Source organism: Pseudomonas sp. CK-NBRI-02 (genome assembly GCF_008124495.1).
Lineage (GTDB): Bacteria > Pseudomonadota > Gammaproteobacteria > Pseudomonadales > Pseudomonadaceae > Aquipseudomonas > Aquipseudomonas guariconensis.
Genome location: NZ_VSJH01000033.1, coordinates 63,459 through 81,983, shown reverse-complemented (window position 1 = coordinate 81,983; position 18,525 = coordinate 63,459). Strand labels below are relative to the sequence as shown.

The following is an 18,525-nucleotide window of genomic DNA, read 5'->3' as shown; positions in this document are numbered from 1 at the left end:
GTTCTGGATTGCTCGCAAACACCCGTCCTACCGGTTGGGAGCGCTGGGCGCTCTGCGCAGTCAATCCTGCAACGCACGATGCGCCGTTTCCCGGCAGGCCAGCATAGCCACCAGTGCCACCACCGCAGCGACCAGCAGGTAGCCCGCCGGGGCCAGCTTGTTGCCAGTGACCTGGATCAGCCAGGTGGCAATGAACGGCGCGGTGCCACCGAACAGCGCGTTGGCGATGTTGAAGCTCAAGGCAAACCCGCTGAAACGCACACGTGTGGGAAAAATCTCCGCCAGCAAGCAGGGCAAGGTGCCGTCGTTCATCGCCAGCATCGCACCGAACAGGATCTGGATCGCCAGGATCACCAACAGCGGCTGATGATCGAGCAAACTGAACAGCGGCACCGTCAGCCCCAGAAACAGCAGCGAGGCGACCACCAGCATGGGCTTGCGACCAAAGCGGTCCGACAAGCGCCCCATCAGGAAGATCAACCCGATGTAAGTTGCCAGCGACACCGTCGAGGCAATGAACGAGTCGCGCTCGCTCATGCCCATTTCGTTGGACAGGTATGTGGGCATGTAGCTGAGCAGCAGGTAGAAGGCCACCGCATTCAGGCAGGTCACGCCAATGCCGATCAGCACACTGCGCCGGTGCAGGGTCAGCAATTCGCGCAGCGGTGTGGCGCCCGCGCAGCCCTTGCTTTCCAGGCGCTGCTCCATCTCCAGGAATTTCGGCGTGTCCTGCAGACTCATGCGGATATAGCGCCCCACCAAGCCGAACGGTGCAGCCAGCAAAAATGGCAGGCGCCACCCCCAGCTGTGCAAGGCCTCGGTGCTGAGCAGCGCGTGCAAGGCGGCGACGAACGCGGCGCCGAACAGCAACCCGGCGGCAGTGCTGGCCGGCACGATGCTGGTGTACAGCCCGCGACGGCCTGCTGGCGCGTATTCGGCCAGAAACGCCGAGGCCCCGGCATACTCGCCGGAGGCGGAAAAACCCTGTACCAGGCGAATCAGCAGCAAAAGGCACGGTGCCCACACGCCGATCTGCGCATGACTGGGCAATATGCCGATGCAGAACGTCGACGCCGACATGATCAGGATCGACCACGACAGCGCGTTGCGCCGCCCATGGCGGTCACCGAAATGTCCCCAGACCACCCCGCCCAACGGCCGGACGATGAAGGACAGGGCAAACACTGCAAAGGTGGCCAGCAGGCCAGTGGTCTTGTCGGCATCGGGGAAGAACGTGGCGGCAATGATGGTGGCCAGGTAGCCATAGGCGGCATAGTCGAACCATTCGACGAAGTTGCCCATGAAGCTGGCTCGCGCGGCCTTGCGCAGCGCCTGGCGTTCGGCGTCCTGTGCCGGGAGGTCAAGGTGACGGGCGCTCATGGTGATCATCGCGCACCTCCCAGGGCGGGCAGCAAACGAGATTTCGGCACAACGGAATGACGCTGGGACATGACGGATACCCTCTGTTCTTGTAATTGGCGGCAGGGTCGAGCGGTCACTGGCGGGAAGGTCGCGGGCAGGCCCGCGACCGTGCCCGAGGGTCACTTGCGGATGATGTTGTGCTCCGGCCCGTACGGGAAATGGGTAATGTTCTCGGCACCGTGCTCGTTGACGATCAGGATGTCGTGCTCACGGTAGCCACCCGCGCCGGGGTGCCCTTCGGGCAGCATGATCATCGGCTCGATCGACACCACCATGCCTGGCTCGAGGACGGTGTCGATGTCCTCGCGCAGCTCCAGCCCCGCTTCGCGCCCGTAGTAATGGCTCAGGGTGCCGAAGGAATGGCCGTAACCGAAGGTGCGGTACTGCAGCAGGTCATGACGAAGGAAAATCTCGTTCAGCTCGCGGGCGATGTCGCAGCAGCGGATTCCGGGACGCACCAGCTTCAGGCCCGCTTCGTGCACCTCGACGTTGGCTTGCCACAGGCGCAGGTACTCGTCCGGACAGTGGTCGAGGAACAAGGTGCGCTCAAGCGCGGTGTAGTAACCGGCGATCATCGGGAAGCAGTTGAGGCTGAGGATCTCGCCCTTACTCACCGTGCGGCTGGTGACCGGGTTGTGGGCACCATCGGTGTTGAGCCCGGACTGGAACCAGGTCCAGGTGTCCATCAGCTCGGCGTCAGGGAAGCTGCGGGCGATCTCGCGCACCATTGCCTGGGTGGCATGCAGCGCCACTTCGTACTCAGGCACCTGATCGCGCAGGGCCTCGACCACTGCCGCGCCACCGATATCGGCGATACGCGCGCCCTGACGGATCAACGCCTGCTCTGCGGCGGACTTGATCATGCGCATACGCATGCAAGGCGCGCCGATGTCGACCAACTCGGCCTTGGGATAGCAGGCAGCGAGCTTGGCATGATTCTGTAGGTTGAGATGGTCATGCTCCACGCCGATGCGCGAGGCCAGCGGCAGGGCCTGCTGGATGGCGACGAAGAAGTTGTCGCGCTGCCAGTCGGTGTAGACGATGTTGTCGGTGCCGACCGTCCGCCGCCAGGGTTGGCCGCCATCGATGTTGGCGCTGATCGAGACCACCTTGTCCTGGGTGACCACCAGCGCATAGGGGCGCCCGAACGAGCAGTAGAGGAAGTCGCTGTAGTAGTTGACGTTGTGGTACGAGGTGAAAATCGCCGCCTCGATGTCATGCTCGGCCATGTAGGCGCGCAGGCGGGCTTGGCGGGCAGCGTATTCCTGGGCGCAGAACGTGGGTTTGGCCTTCTCGCCATTGTGGATCTTCAGGGTCTTGGGCATTTGCATGGTGGGTTTCCTTGTCGTTATGGGCATGCTGTTCAGGCCGGTTGCCTGGGATGCATTGCAGCAGAACGATCAAGGGCGCTTTTGTATCTATCCGACCTGAAATTGGCGAAACGGCCACCGCCCCTTGGCGGCCTTTTTGCGGATCACCTAGACACAAGGCCGCCCCACAGGCACAGCGCAATGGCGTGCGCAGCACCTGTGGGGCGGCCATGTATCGCGATAGGGGGCGCACAGGCCCCTCAAGCCACGGTCACTTCAAGTCGAACCTATCGAGCTCCATCACCTTGACCCAGGCAGCGACGAAGTCCTTGACGAACTTGTCCTGGCCATCACTGCTGCCATAGACCTCCGACAAGGCCCGCAACTGGGCGTGGGAGCCAAACACCAAGTCGACGCGGGTACCGGTCCACTTCACCTGGCCAGTCTTGCGGTCGCGACCTTCGAAGGTTTCGTTGTCCGCCGAGGTCGGCTTCCACTCCACGCTCATGTCCAGCAGGTTGCGGAAGAAGTCGTTGGACAGCACACCGGGCTTGTCGGTAAAGACCCCGTGTCGGCTGCCACCGACATTGGCGCCCAGTACCCGCAGGCCGCCGATCAGCACGGTCATCTGCGGTGCGGTGAGGGTCAGCAACTGGGCTTTGTCCAGCAACAGTTTTTCGGCCTTGACGCTGTAGCGGGCTTTGGTGAAGTTGCGGAAACCGTCGGCCAAGGGCTCGAGCACACCGAACGACTCGACATCGGTCTGCTCCTGGGAGGCATCCATGCGTCCAGGCCTGAACGGCACATTGACTGTGTGCCCACCGTCCCTGGCAGCTTTTTCCACCGCGGCGCAGCCCGCCAGCACGATCAAATCGGCCAGGGAAACCTTCTTGCCCGAGGCGTTGAACTCACTCTGGATCTTCTCCAGCGCCTTGAGTACTTTGTCCAATTGTTCAGGCTGGTTGGCTGCCCAGAACTTCTGCGGCGCCAGGCGCAGGCGGCCGCCGTTGGCACCACCGCGCTTGTCCGAACCCCGGAAGGTCGAGGCCGAGGCCCAAGCGGTGGAGACCAGTTCGCCGACGCTCAGGCCCGAGGCCAACACCTTGGCTTTGAGGGCGGCGATGTCTTGATCGTCGATCAGCGGGTGGTCCACCGGCGGGATCGGGTCCTGCCAGAGCAGCACCTCCTGGGGCATTTCCGGGCCCAGGTAGCGTGACAGCGGGCCCATGTCCCGGTGGATCAGTTTGTACCAGGCACGGGCGAAGGCATCAGCCAACTGGTCGGGGTTGTCCTTGAAACGCCGGGCGATCGGTTCGTAGATCGGGTCGAAACGCAGGGCCAGGTCGGAGGTGAGCATGGCCGGCGCGTGACGCTTGGAAGGATCGTGGGCATCGGGGATCTGTCCTGCCCCGGCGCCGTTCTTCGGCCGCCACTGGTGGGCACCGGCCGGGCTCTTGGTCAGTTCCCAGTCGAAGTTGAACAAGTTCTCCAGATACTCGTTGCTCCACTTGGTCGGGGTAGACGTCCAGGTCACTTCCAGGCCACTGGTGATGGTGTCGCCGCCCTTGCCGGTACCAAACTTGTTCTGCCAGCCCAGACCTTGCAGCTCGAGGCCTGCGGCTTCTGGCTCAGGGCCTACGTTGTCGGCGGGGCCGGCGCCGTGGGTCTTGCCGAAGGCATGTCCGCCGGCGATCAGGGCCACGGTTTCCTCATCGTTCATGGCCATGCGCCCGAAGGTCTCGCGGATGTCCTTGCCCGAGGCCACAGGGTCGGGATTGGCGTCCGGGCCTTCCGGGTTCACGTAGATCAGCCCCATCTGCACGGCAGCCAGCGGGTTCTCCAGGTTACGTTCCCCTCCCAGGGTGCGGCTTTCTTCTTCACCGTGCTTCTGCGGCTCGGCCACCAGGTCGCCCTGGCCTGGGGCTTGGGCCTTGCCATAGCGCGTGTCGCCTCCCAACCAGACCTTCTCGGAGCCCCAGTAAACGTCTTCGTCCGGCTCCCATACGTCTGCGCGCCCGCCGGAGAAACCGAAGGTCTTGAAGCCCATGGATTCGAGGGCGACGTTGCCGGTGAGCACGATCAAGTCGGCCCAGGAGATCTTGTTGCCGTATTTTTGCTTGATGGGCCAGAGCAGGCGCCGGGCCTTGTCCAGGCTGACGTTATCCGGCCAGCTGTTGAGCGGCGCGAAACGTTGCTGGCCAGAGCCTGCGCCGCCGCGACCATCGCCGATGCGGTAGGTACCGGCACTGTGCCAGGCCATGCGGATGAACAGCGGGCCATAGTGGCCGAAGTCGGCGGGCCACCAGTCCTGGGAGTCAGTCATCAAGGCGTGCAGGTCCTGCTTGAGGGCCTGGAAGTCGAGGCTCTTGAACGCTTTGGCGTAGTCGAAACCGGGATCCATCGGGTCGGACTTGGCAGAATGCTGGTGGAGGATCTTCAGGTTCAGCTGGTCCGGCCACCAGTCACGGTTGCTGGTGCCACCACCCGCGGTTTGATGAAACGGGCATTTCGATTCGTTCGACATCTGCGTGTACCTTTGGGTCGGTTGTCCAGATTTCCCGGTCTAGGCCAGGTGTTCGATCGGTTGAGCACGCAAGCTCATGCGCCCCCTCATCAGGTCGCGTCGGCGAAAGCCCGACACAGGCTCGTCAACGGCGGAAAAAGCAGGCGCCCCGAGGGGTATCCCTGCCCACGCCCACCCGCCGTTGTCACGGGGCAGAATGAAGACTAGCCGAGCGGCGGCAGGTTTCTAATAGAGTGGCTATGTGGGGGTAATAGGCTGGGACTTTCGGGGGCCGAGGTTCACTTGCCGCGCTGCATCCAGGCTGCGCCCAACCCACTCAGGCAGATGATGGCGATGCCCACCAGGCTGCTGGTTTCAGGTACCTGGCTGAAAATCACCAGCCCCAACAGCCCTGCGAAAACGATCTGACAGTAGCTGAACGGCGCCAGCAAGGCTGGGGCGGCGAAGCGGAAGGCTTGGGTCAGCAGCAGATGGGCGGTCATGCCGCAGCCGCCCAAGGCCAGCATCAGCAAGGCGTGATTCCAGTGGGGCAGTTGCCAGAAGAACGGCACCAGGGCACTGAGCACCAGGGTGTTGCACAGCCCGGCGTAAAAGTTGCTGGTGGTCGGGGAGTCATAGGCGGACAGCTTGCGGGTCAGCAATTGATAGAAGCAAAAACCCAGTGCCGAGCCCAGGGGGAAGAGGATCGCCGGCGTGAACATCGCCCCGCCCGGATGCACAACCACCAGCACGCCGATAAAGCCCATCACCACCGCCACCCATTGGCCGAGGGAGACACGCTCCTTGAGCAGTGGTGCCGAGAGCGCAGTGACCAGCACCGGAGCCAGGAAGTTGACCGACGTCGCCTCGGCCAGCGGCAGATACTGCAAGCCTGCAGTGAACAGCAGGCTGGTGCTCAGCAGACTCAGGGCTCGCAGGGTCTGCAGCAGCGGCCGGCGGGTTCGCAGTACTGCCATGCCGGCTTTGGGCAGGAAGATCCCCGCCATCAGCAGGGTGTGCACCAGATAGCGCGCCCACACCACCATGACGATCGGGTACAAGCCACCGAGGAACTTCGACAGCGCATCGTGACTGGCGAACAGGAACGTTGCCACGACCACCAGGGCGATGCCGCGCAGCGGTTGGTTGACTCCGGACAGCGGGGTTCTGGAACTCATGGCGCTCTCGACGGCGCGCGTGGCAGGGCCGGCGCAGGTATGGGCGGATTCTAGAAGAGATGCACCGGGATGAGAAATCGGCGTGCACGGGTTTGTGTTCGCTGATCGACCGGATTTGCCAGTGTGGGTACCGCCTCCACCTGCTTCGGCCGGTGCTCCTATAGGTATGCGGTGCAATTGAGAGCGACACCGAACCTGTGGGGGCGAGTTCACTCGCCAAGCAAGCACCGCCGAGCTTCAGCCTTGCACGGGCACGACACTCCTGAGCCGCTGGCTCGCTGGCGCCGGCTTGCCATACAGGTATCCCTGGAAATGCGAGCACCCTTCCGCCGCCAGGCGGCGCATCTGTTCAGGCGATTCCACCCCTTCGGCCGTGGTCTTGATCATCAGGCTGTTGGACAGTTCGGTGATGGCGCGAATGATCGACATCGCTTCGCGGCTGTCGCACATGTCATGGACGAACGACTTGTCGATCTTGATCCGGTCGAACGGAAACGAGCGCAAGTACCCGAGCGATGAATATCCCGTGCCGAAATCGTCGAGGGAAATCGATACCCCCAGATCTTTGAGCGCCCGCAGGGTGCGTACGTTTTCCTCGCTGTTGCCCAATAAAACCGACTCGGTGATCTCAAGTTCCAGCCGCTGCGCCGCCAACCCTGAATCGGCCAGGGCCAGGGCTACGGTCTGTACCAGGTTGGCGCTCTTGAACTGCACGGCGGACAGGTTCACCGATACCGTCTGGGTGCCTTCCCACGTGGCGGCTTCCTGGCAGGCTAGATTCAGGGCGCGGGTGCCGATCTCGTGGATCAGCCCGGTTTCCTCGGCGATGGGGATGAAGTCCATGGGCATGACCATGCCACGGGTGGGGTGCTCCCAGCGCAGCAGGGCTTCGTAGCCGGTGACGCTGTTGGTTTGCTGGTCCACCACTGGCTGGTAGTGCAACTGCAACTGCCCCAGGTGCAAGGCAGTGCGCAGGTCGGTCTCCACCAGACGGCGCTGGCGGGCAGCGACATCCATCTCGACGCTGAAGCATTCGTAGCGGTTACGGCCGTTGCGCTTGGCCTCGTACAGGGCCATGTCGGCATAGCTGAGCAGTTGCTCGGCCTGGCCATGATCGTCCGGCGCAAGGGCGATGCCAATGCTCACGCCCACCGAAAACTGATGCCCTTCGATGCGAAACGGCGGGCTGATCGCCTCGATCAGGCGTTGGGCGGTATGGCAGGCGGCCTCGCGGGTATCCAGCCCGGCCAGGACCACGGCGAACTCATCGCCGCCAAGCCGGGCCAGGGTGTCGTGCTCGCGCAACTCGCGGCGCAGGCGCTTGCCCAGCGCGCGCAGCAGCTTGTCGCCGAAGGCGTGACCGAGGGAGTCGTTGATGTTCTTGAAATTATCCAGGTCAAGGCACAGGGTCGCGGTCAACTTGCCGCTGTCCTGGCCGCGGCCCAGCGCCTGCTTGAGCCGCTCGCTGAACAGGGTGCGATTGGGCAAGCCGGTCAACGCATCATGGTGCGCCATGTAGTGGATCTGGGCGTGGGCCGCCAGTTCCTCGGTGGCATCCTCGGCCACGAACAGCACGTAGTCAGCCTGCCCTTCGCGGTTCTGGCTGAGCAACGTCCTGCTGCGCAAGGTGCGCAGGCCGAGCGCTGTGGCCACGCGACTCTCATCGGCATAACCCTTGACACTGCGCGCGCCTCGGGCCAGCTGCTGGGTCAGGTACTGGGCAGCTTCAGGTGCCAGGCACTGCTCGGGCAACTGGCCGACCATGCATGTGCCCTGAGCGCCAAACAGCTGCTCGGCTTGCTGGTTGGCCAGCAGGATGCGCTGGCTGTCGAGGTCCTGGACGATGACACTGGCTGGGATGTTGGCGATCACCGAGTCGAGAAAACGCGACAGGTCGGCCATTTCCTGGCTGTACTGCTCGGCCAACTGCTTGGCCTGGCGCAGCTCGGCCTCCTGGCGCCGGTGCTCGGAGATGTCGCGGGTGGTCTTGGCGAACCCCACCAGTTGCCCTTGGTCGTCGTGCACCGCGTCGATCACCACATGGGCATGGAACGCCGATCCGTCCTTGCGCAGGCGCAGGCCGCTGGCCTCGAAGCGACCGGTGCGCCGGGCCTGCTCGAGGTTCTGCTGCGGCAGCCCCGCAGCACGTTCATCCTCGTGGTAGAACAGCGAGTAATGCTTGCCGACAATCTCCTCGCTCGAATACCCCTTGGCCCGCTGCGCTCCGGGATTCCAGTTGGCCACCCTGCCATCGGGGGTCAATAGGTAGATGGCGTAATCCGCCACACTTTGGATCAACAGCCGGTACATGAGGTCGGGGCTGACTGGCGTCATGATTTACCCTATGGCAGCACGGAACATGCCGGCCTGTCAGGGCCGGATCGAAGTCATCAAGTGCTGGCATTATGCCGTTAGCCGAAAGCGTTTTGTGAAGTGCGTCACAAAAATTTATGGTCAGCTCAGTGGACGGGCGAGACCAGAAAGTTGAGCAGCGGCGGCTCATCGTCCAGGGCGATAGCCCGCCAGGCACGGGGCAAGTCCGCCAGCACAGCGCGACAGAACGCCACCGCAGGCGGGTCTTGGGCGTAGCAGCGCAGCAGCCAGTCTCCTGTACCGCTGCATAGCAGTTGCTGGGCAATGGCTTTGCCGATGCCCTGGCGGCGATAGCGCTTGAGAATGAACAGGTCGGCGAGTTCCGTGGCCGCAAGCCCCGGCAGCTCACTGCGCTCGATCAGCACAAAGCCTGCGATGAAGCCATCGACCAAGATCACGCTGGCACTCCAGCCGGGCGATTGCCAATACCGGACCAGGTGTTCTTCGTGGATATAGAAGCGCCCGTCCACTTCGACGTCTTCGGCTTCCCAGTCGGAGGACTCGTAGGCGTAGAACTGGTAGAGGTTGCGGATCAGCTCGGCCTGGTCGGCGGAGGTCTGGAGCAGTTGGAGGGGGGCGTGCATGGTGTGGCTCGGCGAAAAAGAGGTGGGATTCTAGCGAAGTTCGCGGGGCGCGTTGCGCCCCGGATTCCCCCTGGGAACTGGCGACAGCCTGCGGCGCAAGGCGATGCGGCCCTGGCCATCATCGTTCTTCCAGCACCGCCCTGCCCTTGACCGCTCGCGGCCCTTTCCAGGCCCAGAAGATCAGCCCTGGCAAGGGCACATACACCACGAAGACGACCCATAACATCTTGCGTTCGGCACGCCGGTCGCTGCCGATGATGTGCCAGATGGCGACGATCTCCAGCAGGATGAGAATGGCCGCGACAATGATCCAGATCGTTCCGATTTCCATGAGCGTTCTCCCGTAAGCATGTACTGCATTGGGCGACGCTCAGGCGCAAGGGTTCAGTCGGATCCGTCAGGCTGGCTCAAGGCGTGGCCCGCTCCAGGGCGGCCTTGAGCGCCGTGGCATCGGTGTACACCCGCTGCCCGGCGAGCACCCGGTGATCCAGTTGCAGCCACAGCACCTGCCCCTCCCCGACGCCATAGCGGCTGGCCACCCGTCCCTCGCGGTCGAGCACCACGCGGTAGTTGTAATCGCGCATGGCGGGGATGGCGAACAGCTTGCCGATGATCGCGGGCATGCGCTGGATGTCAGCAAGGAACACAGCATGACGCGCTTGCAGATACCCCTTGGGTTGCTCGGCCAAGGCGGCCTTGACGAGCTTTGCGCCATCCATGTCGCGTGCCACCAGCAGGATGCGGGTGTCGGTATCGAGGCTGTAGGGCTGGTCGTATTGATCGAGCAGCGTCCAGGGTGCGAGCGTGTCGCCCGACTCCAGCGCCTGGGCCAGCAGTGGGAGCAGGCTCAGCAGCAATGCGGCGGCGTATTTCATCGGGGATTGTCCTCGAGGCGGTGGCTCAGCATAGCCCAGTGACCCTGCGCCCGCCATGCGTGCTCCGGTTGTCTTTCCCGCAGACTCCCAGCACACTCATCCGGCCAGCCAGGAAGCGGAGTCAGCAGTGTCCACGCCACGCCAGTTCAGCCAGAAAACCAGCACCAGCAACATGTTGAGGCTCAAGTCCACTGCCGGTAACGGTCAGATGCCCTATCGGGTCGACTTCGTCCTGCTCGAACACTTCTCCATGGCCAGCTTCACCGTGGCGATGGATGTGCTGGTGACGGCCAATCTGCTGCGCGCCGACAGCTTCCGTTTCACGCCGCTCTCGCCCAAGGGCGACCGGGTGCTGAGCGACCTGGGCCTAGAGCTGGTGGCCAGCGAACTGAACGCCGCCAGCCTCAAGGAGCTGGACCTGCTGGTGATCTGTGGCGGCTTGCGCACGCCGCTCAAGTACCCCGAACTCGACCGCATGCTCAGTGACTGCGCCGCCCATGGCATGGCGCTGGGCGGGCTGTGGAACGGCGCGTGGTTCCTCGGTCGCGCTGGCGTGCTCGACGACTACGGCTGCAGCATTCATCCAGAGCAGCGCGCCAGCCTTGCCGAGCGCAGCCCGCAAACCCGCCTGACACCGGCCAGCTTCACCCTCGACCGTGACCGCCTGACCGCCGCCAGCCCCAACGGCGCGATGGAATTGATGCTCGGCCTGGTCCGACGCCTGTATGGCGATGCGCTGGCCGAAGGGGTCGAGGAAATTCTCTCGTTCTCCGGCGCCCGCTATCGCCAGGTCGGGCCGGGGGCGAAGAAGTCCATGAGCCTGCATCTGCGCACCATCGTCGAACTGATGGAGAACAACCTTGAGGAAACCCTGAGCCTCGACCAGCTGGCCGCCTACAGCGGACGCTCGCGGCGCCAGATCGACCGCCTGTTCCAGGCGCAGCTCGGCACCTCGCCACGGCGCTACTACATGGAACTGCGCATCACCAAGAGCCGCCGCCTGCTGCAGTACTCCGACCTGTCAGTGATGGAAGTGGCGGTGGCCTGCGGCTTTGTCTCGGTGTCGCACTTCAGCAAGTGCTATGCGGCGTACTTCGGGTATCCACCCTCGCGCGAGCAACGGCTGGGCGAATGAGTTTCTGGGGCTGCTTTGCAGCCCCGAAGGCATGAATCAAGCGCGGATGTAGCGCAGCACCGCGTCACAGATCATCTGCTTGTGGCGCTGCTTGATCTGCTCGTCGGAGAGGTCGATCTGGAAGATCTCACTGAAGGTGTGGCGATTGGATACCCGGTAGAAACAGAACGAGCTCATCAGCATGTGCAGGTCGATCACCTCGATACCGGCGCGGAACACGCCCTCCTCCACGCCCCGGCGCAAGGTGCGGCCCAACGCCTCAAGCACCAGACTGCTCATCTCGCGGATGACCGGCGATTGCTTGACGTACTCGCCGTAGTGGATGTTCTCGGTGCAGACGATGCGCACGAAATCCACGTTATGGTCGTGGTGGTCGAAGGTGAACTCCACCAGCCGCTCGATGGCCTGCACGGCCGGTAGAGACTCCAGGTCCAGGCTGTGCTCGGTCTTGCGGATATCGCCGTAGAGTTTGACCAGGCACTCGACGTACAGCTGCTCCTTGCTGCCGAAGTAGTAGTAGATCATGCGCTTGGAGGTGGCGGTGCGCTCGGCGATGGCGTCGACCCGCGCCCCGGCCAGACCTTGCTGGACGAACTCGTGAATGGCGGCCTGGAGGATGTCCTCGCGGGTTTTTTCGGGGTTGTTCTTGCGCGACTTGCGCGGCCCTTCGATCTCAGGCTGGCCGAGATTGACTACCGAATCACTCATACCCACTCGCAGGCTGTTGTTTTCAATGGGGTGGGATTATCCGCGAGCGGGACGATGCAGGGAAGCGTGGTGTTGGTCGGGTAGTCAGGTTTGGTGGGCCCTACCTGGTCTGGTGGGCCCTGGTCGAAACACCGCAAACCCGAGTCGTCACAGGACCGGCTTGCGCCCTGCCCCGCTGCGCGCCTTGGCCAGCGCCGCCAGGCGCACCGCCACGTTGGCCGCGCCGTACCCTGCGTAATCTCCCTTGCGCTGCAGGATCTCGAAGAAGAACCGCCCCTCGAACGGCTCGGTGTACACGTGGAACAGCTCCCCGCCCTGGGCATCGCGGTCATAGAGCACGTTGTAGTACGCCAGTTCGCTCAAGAACTCATCGTCGAAGTCGAAGCGCGCCGCCAGGTCGTCGTAGTAGTTCAGCGGGATTTCCAGCAGCGGCACGCCGGCTTCCTTGGCCCGGGCAACCTCGGCAAAGATGTCCTCGCAGGCAAAGGCGATGTGGTGCACGCCCGAGCCACGGTAGCTCGAAAGCGCGTGGGCGATGGCGGTGTTGCGGTTTTCCGAGATGTTCAGCGGCAGCCGAAGCGTGGCGCAGGCGCTACGCAGGGCGCGGCTCTTGACCAGACCATAGGGGTCGGGCAACACCACCTCGTCGTCGGCGGCAAAATCGAACAGGCTCTTGTAAAACAGCACCCAGCTGTCCAGCGACTCGGCCGGCAGCGCCAGGGCCATGTGGTCGATGCGCTGCAGGCCGCCACTGGGAATGGCCTGCGGGTCGAGGCGAAAATCGCTGTCATAGATCGTCTGGCCCTCGCCCGCCTGCTCCACCAGATAGATCAGACTGCCGTCGGGGGCGCGCACAGCGGGGATCTCCCGCTCGTTGGGGCCGACCAATCCACGGAACGGTTGCCCTCGATAAGCGGTCGCCCGCCCCAGGGCGGCCTGGCCGTCGGTGACGCGCAGCGCCGTGGCACACAGCGATGGGCCATGGGCCTCGAAGAAGTTGTGGGCGAAGGAATAGGGTTCGGCATTGAGCACGATATTGATCTCGCCCTGGCGCAGCAGGCGCACGTCCTTGCTGCGGTGCTGTCCGCTTTCGGCAAAGCCCAGGCGCTTGAGCCATGCGCCCAACTGCGCTCCGGTGGCCTCGTCCACCGCGAACTCGAGAAACTCAACGCCCTCGTAGCCGCTGGCCGGCGGCGGGTCGAACAACACGCCCGGCTCCACGGTACAAGCTTGCTCAGCGAGCCGCACGCGGGTCTGCTCCTCCAGGTAAAGCAACGAGCGCAGGCCATCGGCGGCGTTCTGCCGGGGCGGGGCGGCGCGGAAACCGTCGTTGAAGATCTCCAGCGACAGTGGGCCGCGGTACCCCGTAGCCAGAATCGGGGCGAGAAAACCCGCCAGATCCATCTCACCCTGGCCAGGGAAGCAGCGGAAATGCCGGCTCCACTCCAGCACATCCATGGCCAGGATCGGGGCATCGGCCATCTGCACGAAGAAGATCTTCTCGCCAGGGATCTGGTGGATGCCACTCGGATCGCCCTTGAGCGACAGGGTGTGGAAGCTGTCGAGGATCACCCCCAGGGCCGGATGATCGGCCTGGCGCACCAAGTTCCATACCTGCTGGTAGGTATTGACGTGACGCCCCCACGCCAACGCTTCATAGCCAATGCGCAGCCCGCGCTGGCCGGCACGCTCGGCGAGCAGGCGCAGATCGTCCACCAGCAGCTGCTCATCGCCCAGGGCGTCGGCCTGGACGTTGCTGCACACCAGCACCAGGTCGGTGCCCAACTCCTGCATCAGGTCGAACTTGCGCTCGGCGCGGTCGAGGTTTTTCTGCAGGCGCTCGCGTCGGCAGCCCTCGAAGTCGCGAAACGGTTGGAACAGCGTGATCGCCAGGCCCAGATCGCGGCACAACTGACGGACTTCACGGGGGCTGCCGGCGTAATACAGAAGATCGTTCTCGAAGATCTCGACGCCGTCGAAGCCGGCAGCGGCAATGGCTTCGAGCTTTTCCGGCAATGTACCGCTCAAGGACACGGTGGCAATCGAACGCTGCATGGGGGAGTTCCTTGTTATTGGCGCGCCCCCCGAAGGTTGCGCGGGCTGACGGTCACAGGCCCGTGGGAGCCTGGCACGATCGATTATTCGCAGGTAAAGTCAGCCCCGCAATGCGTTTTGTACGAAACAGTTAGTTTTTGTTCGATTACCGAACAAAAGCGGTTTTGGCGAATTGATTCAGGTCTGCCCCTGGACAACCATGAATCCCCAGCAACGGCCCCTGCCCCCACGTTCAGCAGGTGTCGTGCTGACAGGCCCAGCGTCACGGCATAATAAATTCAATAACCGGGTACCGACCTATGCACACTTCCCTCGCCCTGCGACCCGCACCTGCTTGTTCGTCCCATCGGCATCAGTCATCGACTGATCACTCCTGAACAGCCTCCCGCTGACCTACAAGAACACCGGAGAAAACGATGGCCCACTCCAACTCCCAAGCCAAGAAAGCGACCGCCAGCGGGTGGATCGGCTCGGCACTCGAGTACTACGACTTCTTCATTTATGCCCAGGCTGCGGCACTGATCTTTCCGCAGATCTTCTTCCCCTCCACCGACCCGAAAATGGCCATCATCGCCTCGCTGGCGACCTACGGGGTCGGCTACCTGGCCCGCCCGCTGGGCGCCTTCGTACTCGGCCATTGGGGCGATACCCGCGGTCGCAAGAACGTCTTGTTGCTGTGCATGTTCCTGATGGGGCTGTCGACCATGGCCGTCGGCCTGCTGCCGACCTACCACGACATCGGCCTGCTGGCCCCGGCCCTTTTGGTGGTGCTGCGCCTGGTCCAAGGCTTCGCGGTGGCCGGCGAGATCTCCGGCGCCAGCTCGATGATCATGGAGCACGCCCCGTTCGGGCGGCGTGGCTACTACGCCAGTTACACCCTGCAAGGCGTGCAGGCCGGCCAGGTGATGGCAGCGGCGGTGTTCCTGCCGCTGGCTTATTTCATGCCTAGCGAGGCCTTCAATGAATGGGGCTGGCGTATCCCGTTCCTGATGAGCGCGCTGGTGCTGGTGGCCGGCTATTTCATCCGCAAGGAAGTCCACGAGACCCCGGCCTTCGTGCAGGAAGAACAGCAGGACAAAGTCGCCAAGTCGCCGATCAGTGAAGCCTTCCGACACAGCTGGAAATGCATGGTGCTGGTGGCCTTCATGGCGTTGATGAACGTGATTCCGGTGGTGGCAACCATCTTCGGCGCAGCCTACGCGGTACAACCGGCCTATGGCATCGGCTTCGACAAGAGCGTGTACCTGTGGATCCCGGTGGTGGGCAATTTCGTCGCGGTGCTGGTGATCCCGTTCGTCGGCAACCTGTCGGACAAGATTGGCCGTCGCCCGACCATGATCGCCGGCTGCCTGGGCTCGGGCCTGCTGGCCTTCGTCTACCTCTATGCGATCAGCATCCAGAACGTGCCGCTGGCCTTTGGCGTGTCGATCCTGATGTGGGGCATGGTCTACCAGGGGTACAACGCGGTATTCCCAAGCTTCTACCCGGAGCTGTTCCAGACCCGCTATCGCGTCTCGGCCATGGCCATTGCGCAAAACATCGGCACCATGCTCACCGCCATGTTGCCCGCGCTGTTCGCCACCGTCGCCCCGCCCGGCTCGGACAACATTCCGCTGGTGGTCGGTAGCCTGGCGTTCTTCATCACCTGCCTGTGCGCCCTCGCCGCCTACATCGCGCCGGAAACCCACCGTCTGGCCATGGAAGACCTGGGCAACCCACAGGCCAGGCCCATGGACAAAGGCGCCTATGAAGCCAGCCGCAAAAGCAGTTTCCAGGCGGTGAGCCGCTGACACACACCCTGTGAGAGCGGCCTGAGCCGCGCAAAAAGCCCGCTCCCGCAGGGCCCAGCTGACCTTGTGGGAACGGGGTTCATAGAGGCTGCTGTCAGCCGTTGACGATGGTCTGAAGCCTCGCCCACAACTGCTCCACATGCGCCCGCTCGGTCGGTAGCGCCCCCACCGACACCCGCACCATCCAGCGCCCCTCCAGGGTCGCCGGGGTCACGTAGGCATCGCCGGAGCCATTGAGCCGATCCGCCCAGGCCCGGGTATGGGCATCCAACGCCTCCCCCTCCAGCCCCGGCGGGCAGTGACGAATGCACAACGTCTGCAACTGCACCGGCGCCAACAACTGCCAGTGCGGTGCGGCCTCGATCTGCTCGGCCAGCCAGCGGGCGTTGTCCAGGTCCCGGCGCAGGCGCTGCTGCAGGGCCTCGACGCCTTCGCTGCGCAACATGAACCACAGCTTCAGCGCACGGAAACGCCGGCCCAGGGGGATACCCCAGTCGCGCAGGTTTTTCACTTGGCCATCGACTGCCGATTGCAGGTAGCTGGGGTTGGTGCTCATCACCCGGATCAGGTGTTGTGGATCACGCACGTAGTAGATCGAACAGTCGAACGCCACACCCAACCACTTGTGGGCATTGACCACCACCGAGTCGGCCAGCTCGATGCCATCCCACATCCAGCGGCACTCGGGCAGGATCATCGCCGAACCAGCCATGGCCGAGTCCACGTGCAGCCACAGCTTGTGCGCCTGAGTGATGGCGCCGATCGCCGCCAGCGGGTCGAGGGCCGTGGTGGCCGTTGTGCCGGTGGTGGCGACCACCGCGCAAGGCTGGTTGCCGGCTGCCAGGTCCTGCTCGATGGCAGCCTGCAACGCCTCGGGGCGCATGGCGAAGTGTTCGTCGGTGGGGATCAGGCGGATGTTCTGGCGGCCAAAGCCGGCCAGCAGCGCAGCCTTGTCCACCGAGCTGTGGGCGTGGGCGCTGACATACACCACCAACGGTTTGGCCTGGGCCTGCAGGCCGCCGCGCACCAGGGCGTAGTCGGTGGCACGCTCGCGGGCGCAGATCAATGCCACCAGGGTGCTGGTCGAGGCGGTGTCCTGGATTACCCCGCTCCACTGTGCTGACAGCCCGAGCAGCTGGCGCAGCCAGTCCAGGGTGGTTTCCTCCAGTTCGCTCAGGGCCGGGCTCGATTGCCAGGACAGCCCCAGCACGCCCAGCCCGGTGCTGAGAAAATCACCCAGCACCGACGACAAGGTGCCGTTCGACGGGAAGTAGCCAAAGAAGTTGGGGTGTTGCCAGTGGGACAGACCCGGCATCAGCAGCTTGTCGACATCGGCGAGGATGGCTTCGAACGGCTCACCTTGTTGTGGCGCCTCGCTGGGCAAGGCGGCCTTGAGGTAGCCAGGCTCGACCTGGGCCATGACCGGTCGCTCGGCGACGCTTTGGCGGTAGTCGGCGATCAGGTCGATCAATTGGTGGCCGTATTGGCGAAAGTCTTCCGGGTTCACGCGCAATCTCCTTGGGCTGCTGACGCTATGGACGACAGAGTCTAGGTGCGCCAGGCACTGCGAAGAACCCCGTTTCGCGCATAGTTGCTATGGCGAAGACGCATGCCCGCCCTGCACCCCAAACTGCGACTGCCGCCACAACTCGAAGACCCGGTTGCGCAGCCAGCGGTGTTCCGCCGAGGCCTGCAAACGCTGGTGCCAGACCACCCAATAGCGCTGGGTATGTTCGATGAAACCCAGGGGCCGCCAGGCCAGACGGTGCAGACGACACAGCTGGCGGGCGATGTGCTCGGGCACGGTCGCCAGCGCCTGGCCATTACCGATCACCTGCACCGTGGCAGAGAAGAACGGCACCTCCAGGCTGATCCGCCGCTGCAACCCCTGGGCACGCAAATGACGGTCGATGAAGCTGTCCTTGTCGCCGCCGCCGGAAATGCGCACATGCTTGAAGGCCAGGTAATCCTCCTGGTTCAAGCTCTGCTGGGCGGTCAGTGGGTGATCGTCGCGCATCAGGCACACCGCGCGGTCTTCCCCCAGCAGCCGGCCGTGCAGGTTGGGCGGAGACTCGTCGAACAAGGTAGTGGCCAGGTCGATCTCGCCGCTGGCCAACAAGGCGTACTGGCCGGCCTGCCAGGTGCGGTACTCCAAGGATACGCCCGGCGCCTCACGCTCCAAGGCGCTGACCAGCAGCGGCAGCATGTGTTCGGCCACGTAGTCCGAGGCGGCAATACAGAAGCGCCGCTCACAGCGCGCCGGATCGAAGGCGGCGGGTTGGCGCAGGGCGGCCAGCTCCTCCAACACCTGGCGCAGCGGCTCGACCAGCGACTCGGCATGCTCGCTGAGCACATAGCCGCGTCCTTGGCGGACCAGCAACGGGTCATCGAAGGCGTCACGCAGATGCGCCAGTTGCCGGCTCAAGGCCGACTGGCTGGTACCGAGACGTTCGGCGGCGTGGCTGAGGTTCTTCAACTGCAGGAGGCAGTCGAGGGTACGCAGGTGAGCGAGGCTCAGGGAAGCGAAGGTGGGATGCATCGATGGGTGACTCCGGCGAGGGCCGTGCCCTCGGTCGCCGGACACCTCGGGAG

At 63.9% G+C, this 18,525-nt stretch carries 14 protein-coding genes; 2 read left to right on the top strand and 12 right to left on the bottom strand.

Annotated features, from left to right (window positions below; all coding sequences use genetic code 11):
• Nucleotides 1-60: 60 nt before the first annotated feature.
• The 8 genes from DQ397_RS19475 to DQ397_RS19440 all read right to left on the bottom strand — a co-directional run bounded on the left by DQ397_RS19475 (nucleotide 61) and on the right by DQ397_RS19440 (nucleotide 10,245).
• The gene (locus tag DQ397_RS19475) at nucleotides 61-1,389 is read right to left on the bottom strand and encodes an MFS transporter (protein WP_148921598.1); all 1,329 of its coding nucleotides are present in this window, start codon (nucleotides 1,387-1,389) and stop codon (nucleotides 61-63) included.
• A gap of 152 nt (nucleotides 1,390-1,541) precedes the next feature.
• Nucleotides 1,542-2,753, bottom strand: coding sequence for a M24 family metallopeptidase (locus DQ397_RS19470; RefSeq protein ID WP_043213695.1), 1,212 nt, complete (start codon nucleotides 2,751-2,753; stop codon nucleotides 1,542-1,544).
• A 250-nt stretch (nucleotides 2,754-3,003) separates the two neighbouring features.
• Nucleotides 3,004-5,256, bottom strand: coding sequence for a catalase/peroxidase HPI (gene katG, locus DQ397_RS19465; RefSeq protein ID WP_043213697.1), 2,253 nt, complete (start codon nucleotides 5,254-5,256; stop codon nucleotides 3,004-3,006).
• Between the two features lie 278 nt (nucleotides 5,257-5,534).
• Entirely contained in the window at nucleotides 5,535-6,413 is an 879-nt protein-coding gene (locus tag DQ397_RS19460; protein ID WP_043213699.1) for a DMT family transporter, read from the bottom strand.
• 237 nt (nucleotides 6,414-6,650) lie between these two features.
• Nucleotides 6,651-8,747 carry an EAL domain-containing protein gene (locus DQ397_RS19455; RefSeq protein ID WP_043213702.1) on the bottom strand — a complete coding sequence of 699 codons (2,097 nt, stop codon included), beginning with the start codon at nucleotides 8,745-8,747 and terminating at the stop codon, nucleotides 6,651-6,653.
• A gap of 125 nt (nucleotides 8,748-8,872) precedes the next feature.
• Entirely contained in the window at nucleotides 8,873-9,370 is a 498-nt protein-coding gene (locus DQ397_RS19450) for a GNAT family N-acetyltransferase (RefSeq protein WP_043213704.1), read from the bottom strand.
• A 118-nt stretch (nucleotides 9,371-9,488) separates the two neighbouring features.
• On the bottom strand, nucleotides 9,489-9,701 hold the full coding sequence (locus DQ397_RS19445) for a PLDc N-terminal domain-containing protein (RefSeq protein WP_043213707.1): 213 nt from the start codon (nucleotides 9,699-9,701) through the stop codon (nucleotides 9,489-9,491).
• A gap of 76 nt (nucleotides 9,702-9,777) precedes the next feature.
• Nucleotides 9,778-10,245 carry a hypothetical protein gene (locus DQ397_RS19440; protein WP_043213709.1) on the bottom strand — a complete coding sequence of 156 codons (468 nt, stop codon included), beginning with the start codon at nucleotides 10,243-10,245 and terminating at the stop codon, nucleotides 9,778-9,780.
• 127 nt (nucleotides 10,246-10,372) lie between these two features.
• Between DQ397_RS19440 and DQ397_RS19435 the strand changes: the two genes are divergently transcribed.
• Complete coding sequence (locus DQ397_RS19435) at nucleotides 10,373-11,380, top strand: GlxA family transcriptional regulator (protein ID WP_043213714.1); 1,008 nt, start codon at nucleotides 10,373-10,375, stop codon at nucleotides 11,378-11,380.
• A gap of 36 nt (nucleotides 11,381-11,416) precedes the next feature.
• On the opposite strand, the gene DQ397_RS19430 is transcribed toward DQ397_RS19435, so the two are convergent.
• Both DQ397_RS19430 and quiC read right to left on the bottom strand, forming a co-directional pair.
• Complete coding sequence (locus DQ397_RS19430) at nucleotides 11,417-12,088, bottom strand: TetR/AcrR family transcriptional regulator (RefSeq protein WP_043213716.1); 672 nt, start codon at nucleotides 12,086-12,088, stop codon at nucleotides 11,417-11,419.
• 147 nt (nucleotides 12,089-12,235) lie between these two features.
• Complete coding sequence (quiC, locus tag DQ397_RS19425; protein WP_043213722.1) at nucleotides 12,236-14,143, bottom strand: 3-dehydroshikimate dehydratase QuiC; 1,908 nt, start codon at nucleotides 14,141-14,143, stop codon at nucleotides 12,236-12,238.
• 416 nt (nucleotides 14,144-14,559) lie between these two features.
• On the opposite strand from quiC, the gene DQ397_RS19420 reads away from it, so the two are divergent.
• A complete protein-coding gene (locus DQ397_RS19420) occupies nucleotides 14,560-15,933 on the top strand; it encodes an MFS transporter (protein ID WP_043213724.1) in 1,374 nt (457 codons plus the stop codon).
• Between the two features lie 94 nt (nucleotides 15,934-16,027).
• Here the strand turns inward: DQ397_RS19420 and DQ397_RS19415 are convergent, their stop codons facing one another.
• Entirely contained in the window at nucleotides 16,028-17,440 is a 1,413-nt protein-coding gene (locus DQ397_RS19415) for a DOPA decarboxylase (RefSeq protein WP_148921597.1), read from the bottom strand.
• 87 nt (nucleotides 17,441-17,527) lie between these two features.
• Nucleotides 17,528-18,472 carry a LysR family transcriptional regulator gene (locus DQ397_RS19410; protein ID WP_043212743.1) on the bottom strand — a complete coding sequence of 315 codons (945 nt, stop codon included), beginning with the start codon at nucleotides 18,470-18,472 and terminating at the stop codon, nucleotides 17,528-17,530.
• Nucleotides 18,473-18,525: the final 53 nt, after the last annotated feature.

Bases quoted from the DNA above. Each gene is read 5' to 3' on its own strand.
- DQ397_RS19445 (WP_043213707.1), bottom strand. From the start codon at position 9,701: ATGGAAATCGGAACGATCTGGATCATTGTCGCGGCCATTCTCATCCTG.
- DQ397_RS19410 (WP_043212743.1), bottom strand. From the start codon at position 18,472: ATGCATCCCACCTTCGCTTCCCTGAGCCTCGCTCACCTGCGTACCCTC.
- DQ397_RS19475 (WP_148921598.1), bottom strand. From the start codon at position 1,389: ATGATCACCATGAGCGCCCGTCACCTTGACCTCCCGGCACAGGACGCC.
- DQ397_RS19450 (WP_043213704.1), bottom strand. From the start codon at position 9,370: ATGCACGCCCCCCTCCAACTGCTCCAGACCTCCGCCGACCAGGCCGAG.
- DQ397_RS19440 (WP_043213709.1), bottom strand. From the start codon at position 10,245: ATGAAATACGCCGCCGCATTGCTGCTGAGCCTGCTCCCACTGCTGGCC.
- DQ397_RS19430 (WP_043213716.1), bottom strand. From the start codon at position 12,088: ATGAGTGATTCGGTAGTCAATCTCGGCCAGCCTGAGATCGAAGGGCCG.
- DQ397_RS19460 (WP_043213699.1), bottom strand. From the start codon at position 6,413: ATGAGTTCCAGAACCCCGCTGTCCGGAGTCAACCAACCGCTGCGCGGC.
- DQ397_RS19455 (WP_043213702.1), bottom strand. From the start codon at position 8,747: ATGACGCCAGTCAGCCCCGACCTCATGTACCGGCTGTTGATCCAAAGT.
- quiC (WP_043213722.1), bottom strand. From the start codon at position 14,143: ATGCAGCGTTCGATTGCCACCGTGTCCTTGAGCGGTACATTGCCGGAA.
- katG (WP_043213697.1), bottom strand. From the start codon at position 5,256: ATGTCGAACGAATCGAAATGCCCGTTTCATCAAACCGCGGGTGGTGGC.
- DQ397_RS19420 (WP_043213724.1), top strand. From the start codon at position 14,560: ATGGCCCACTCCAACTCCCAAGCCAAGAAAGCGACCGCCAGCGGGTGG.
- DQ397_RS19470 (WP_043213695.1), bottom strand. From the start codon at position 2,753: ATGCAAATGCCCAAGACCCTGAAGATCCACAATGGCGAGAAGGCCAAA.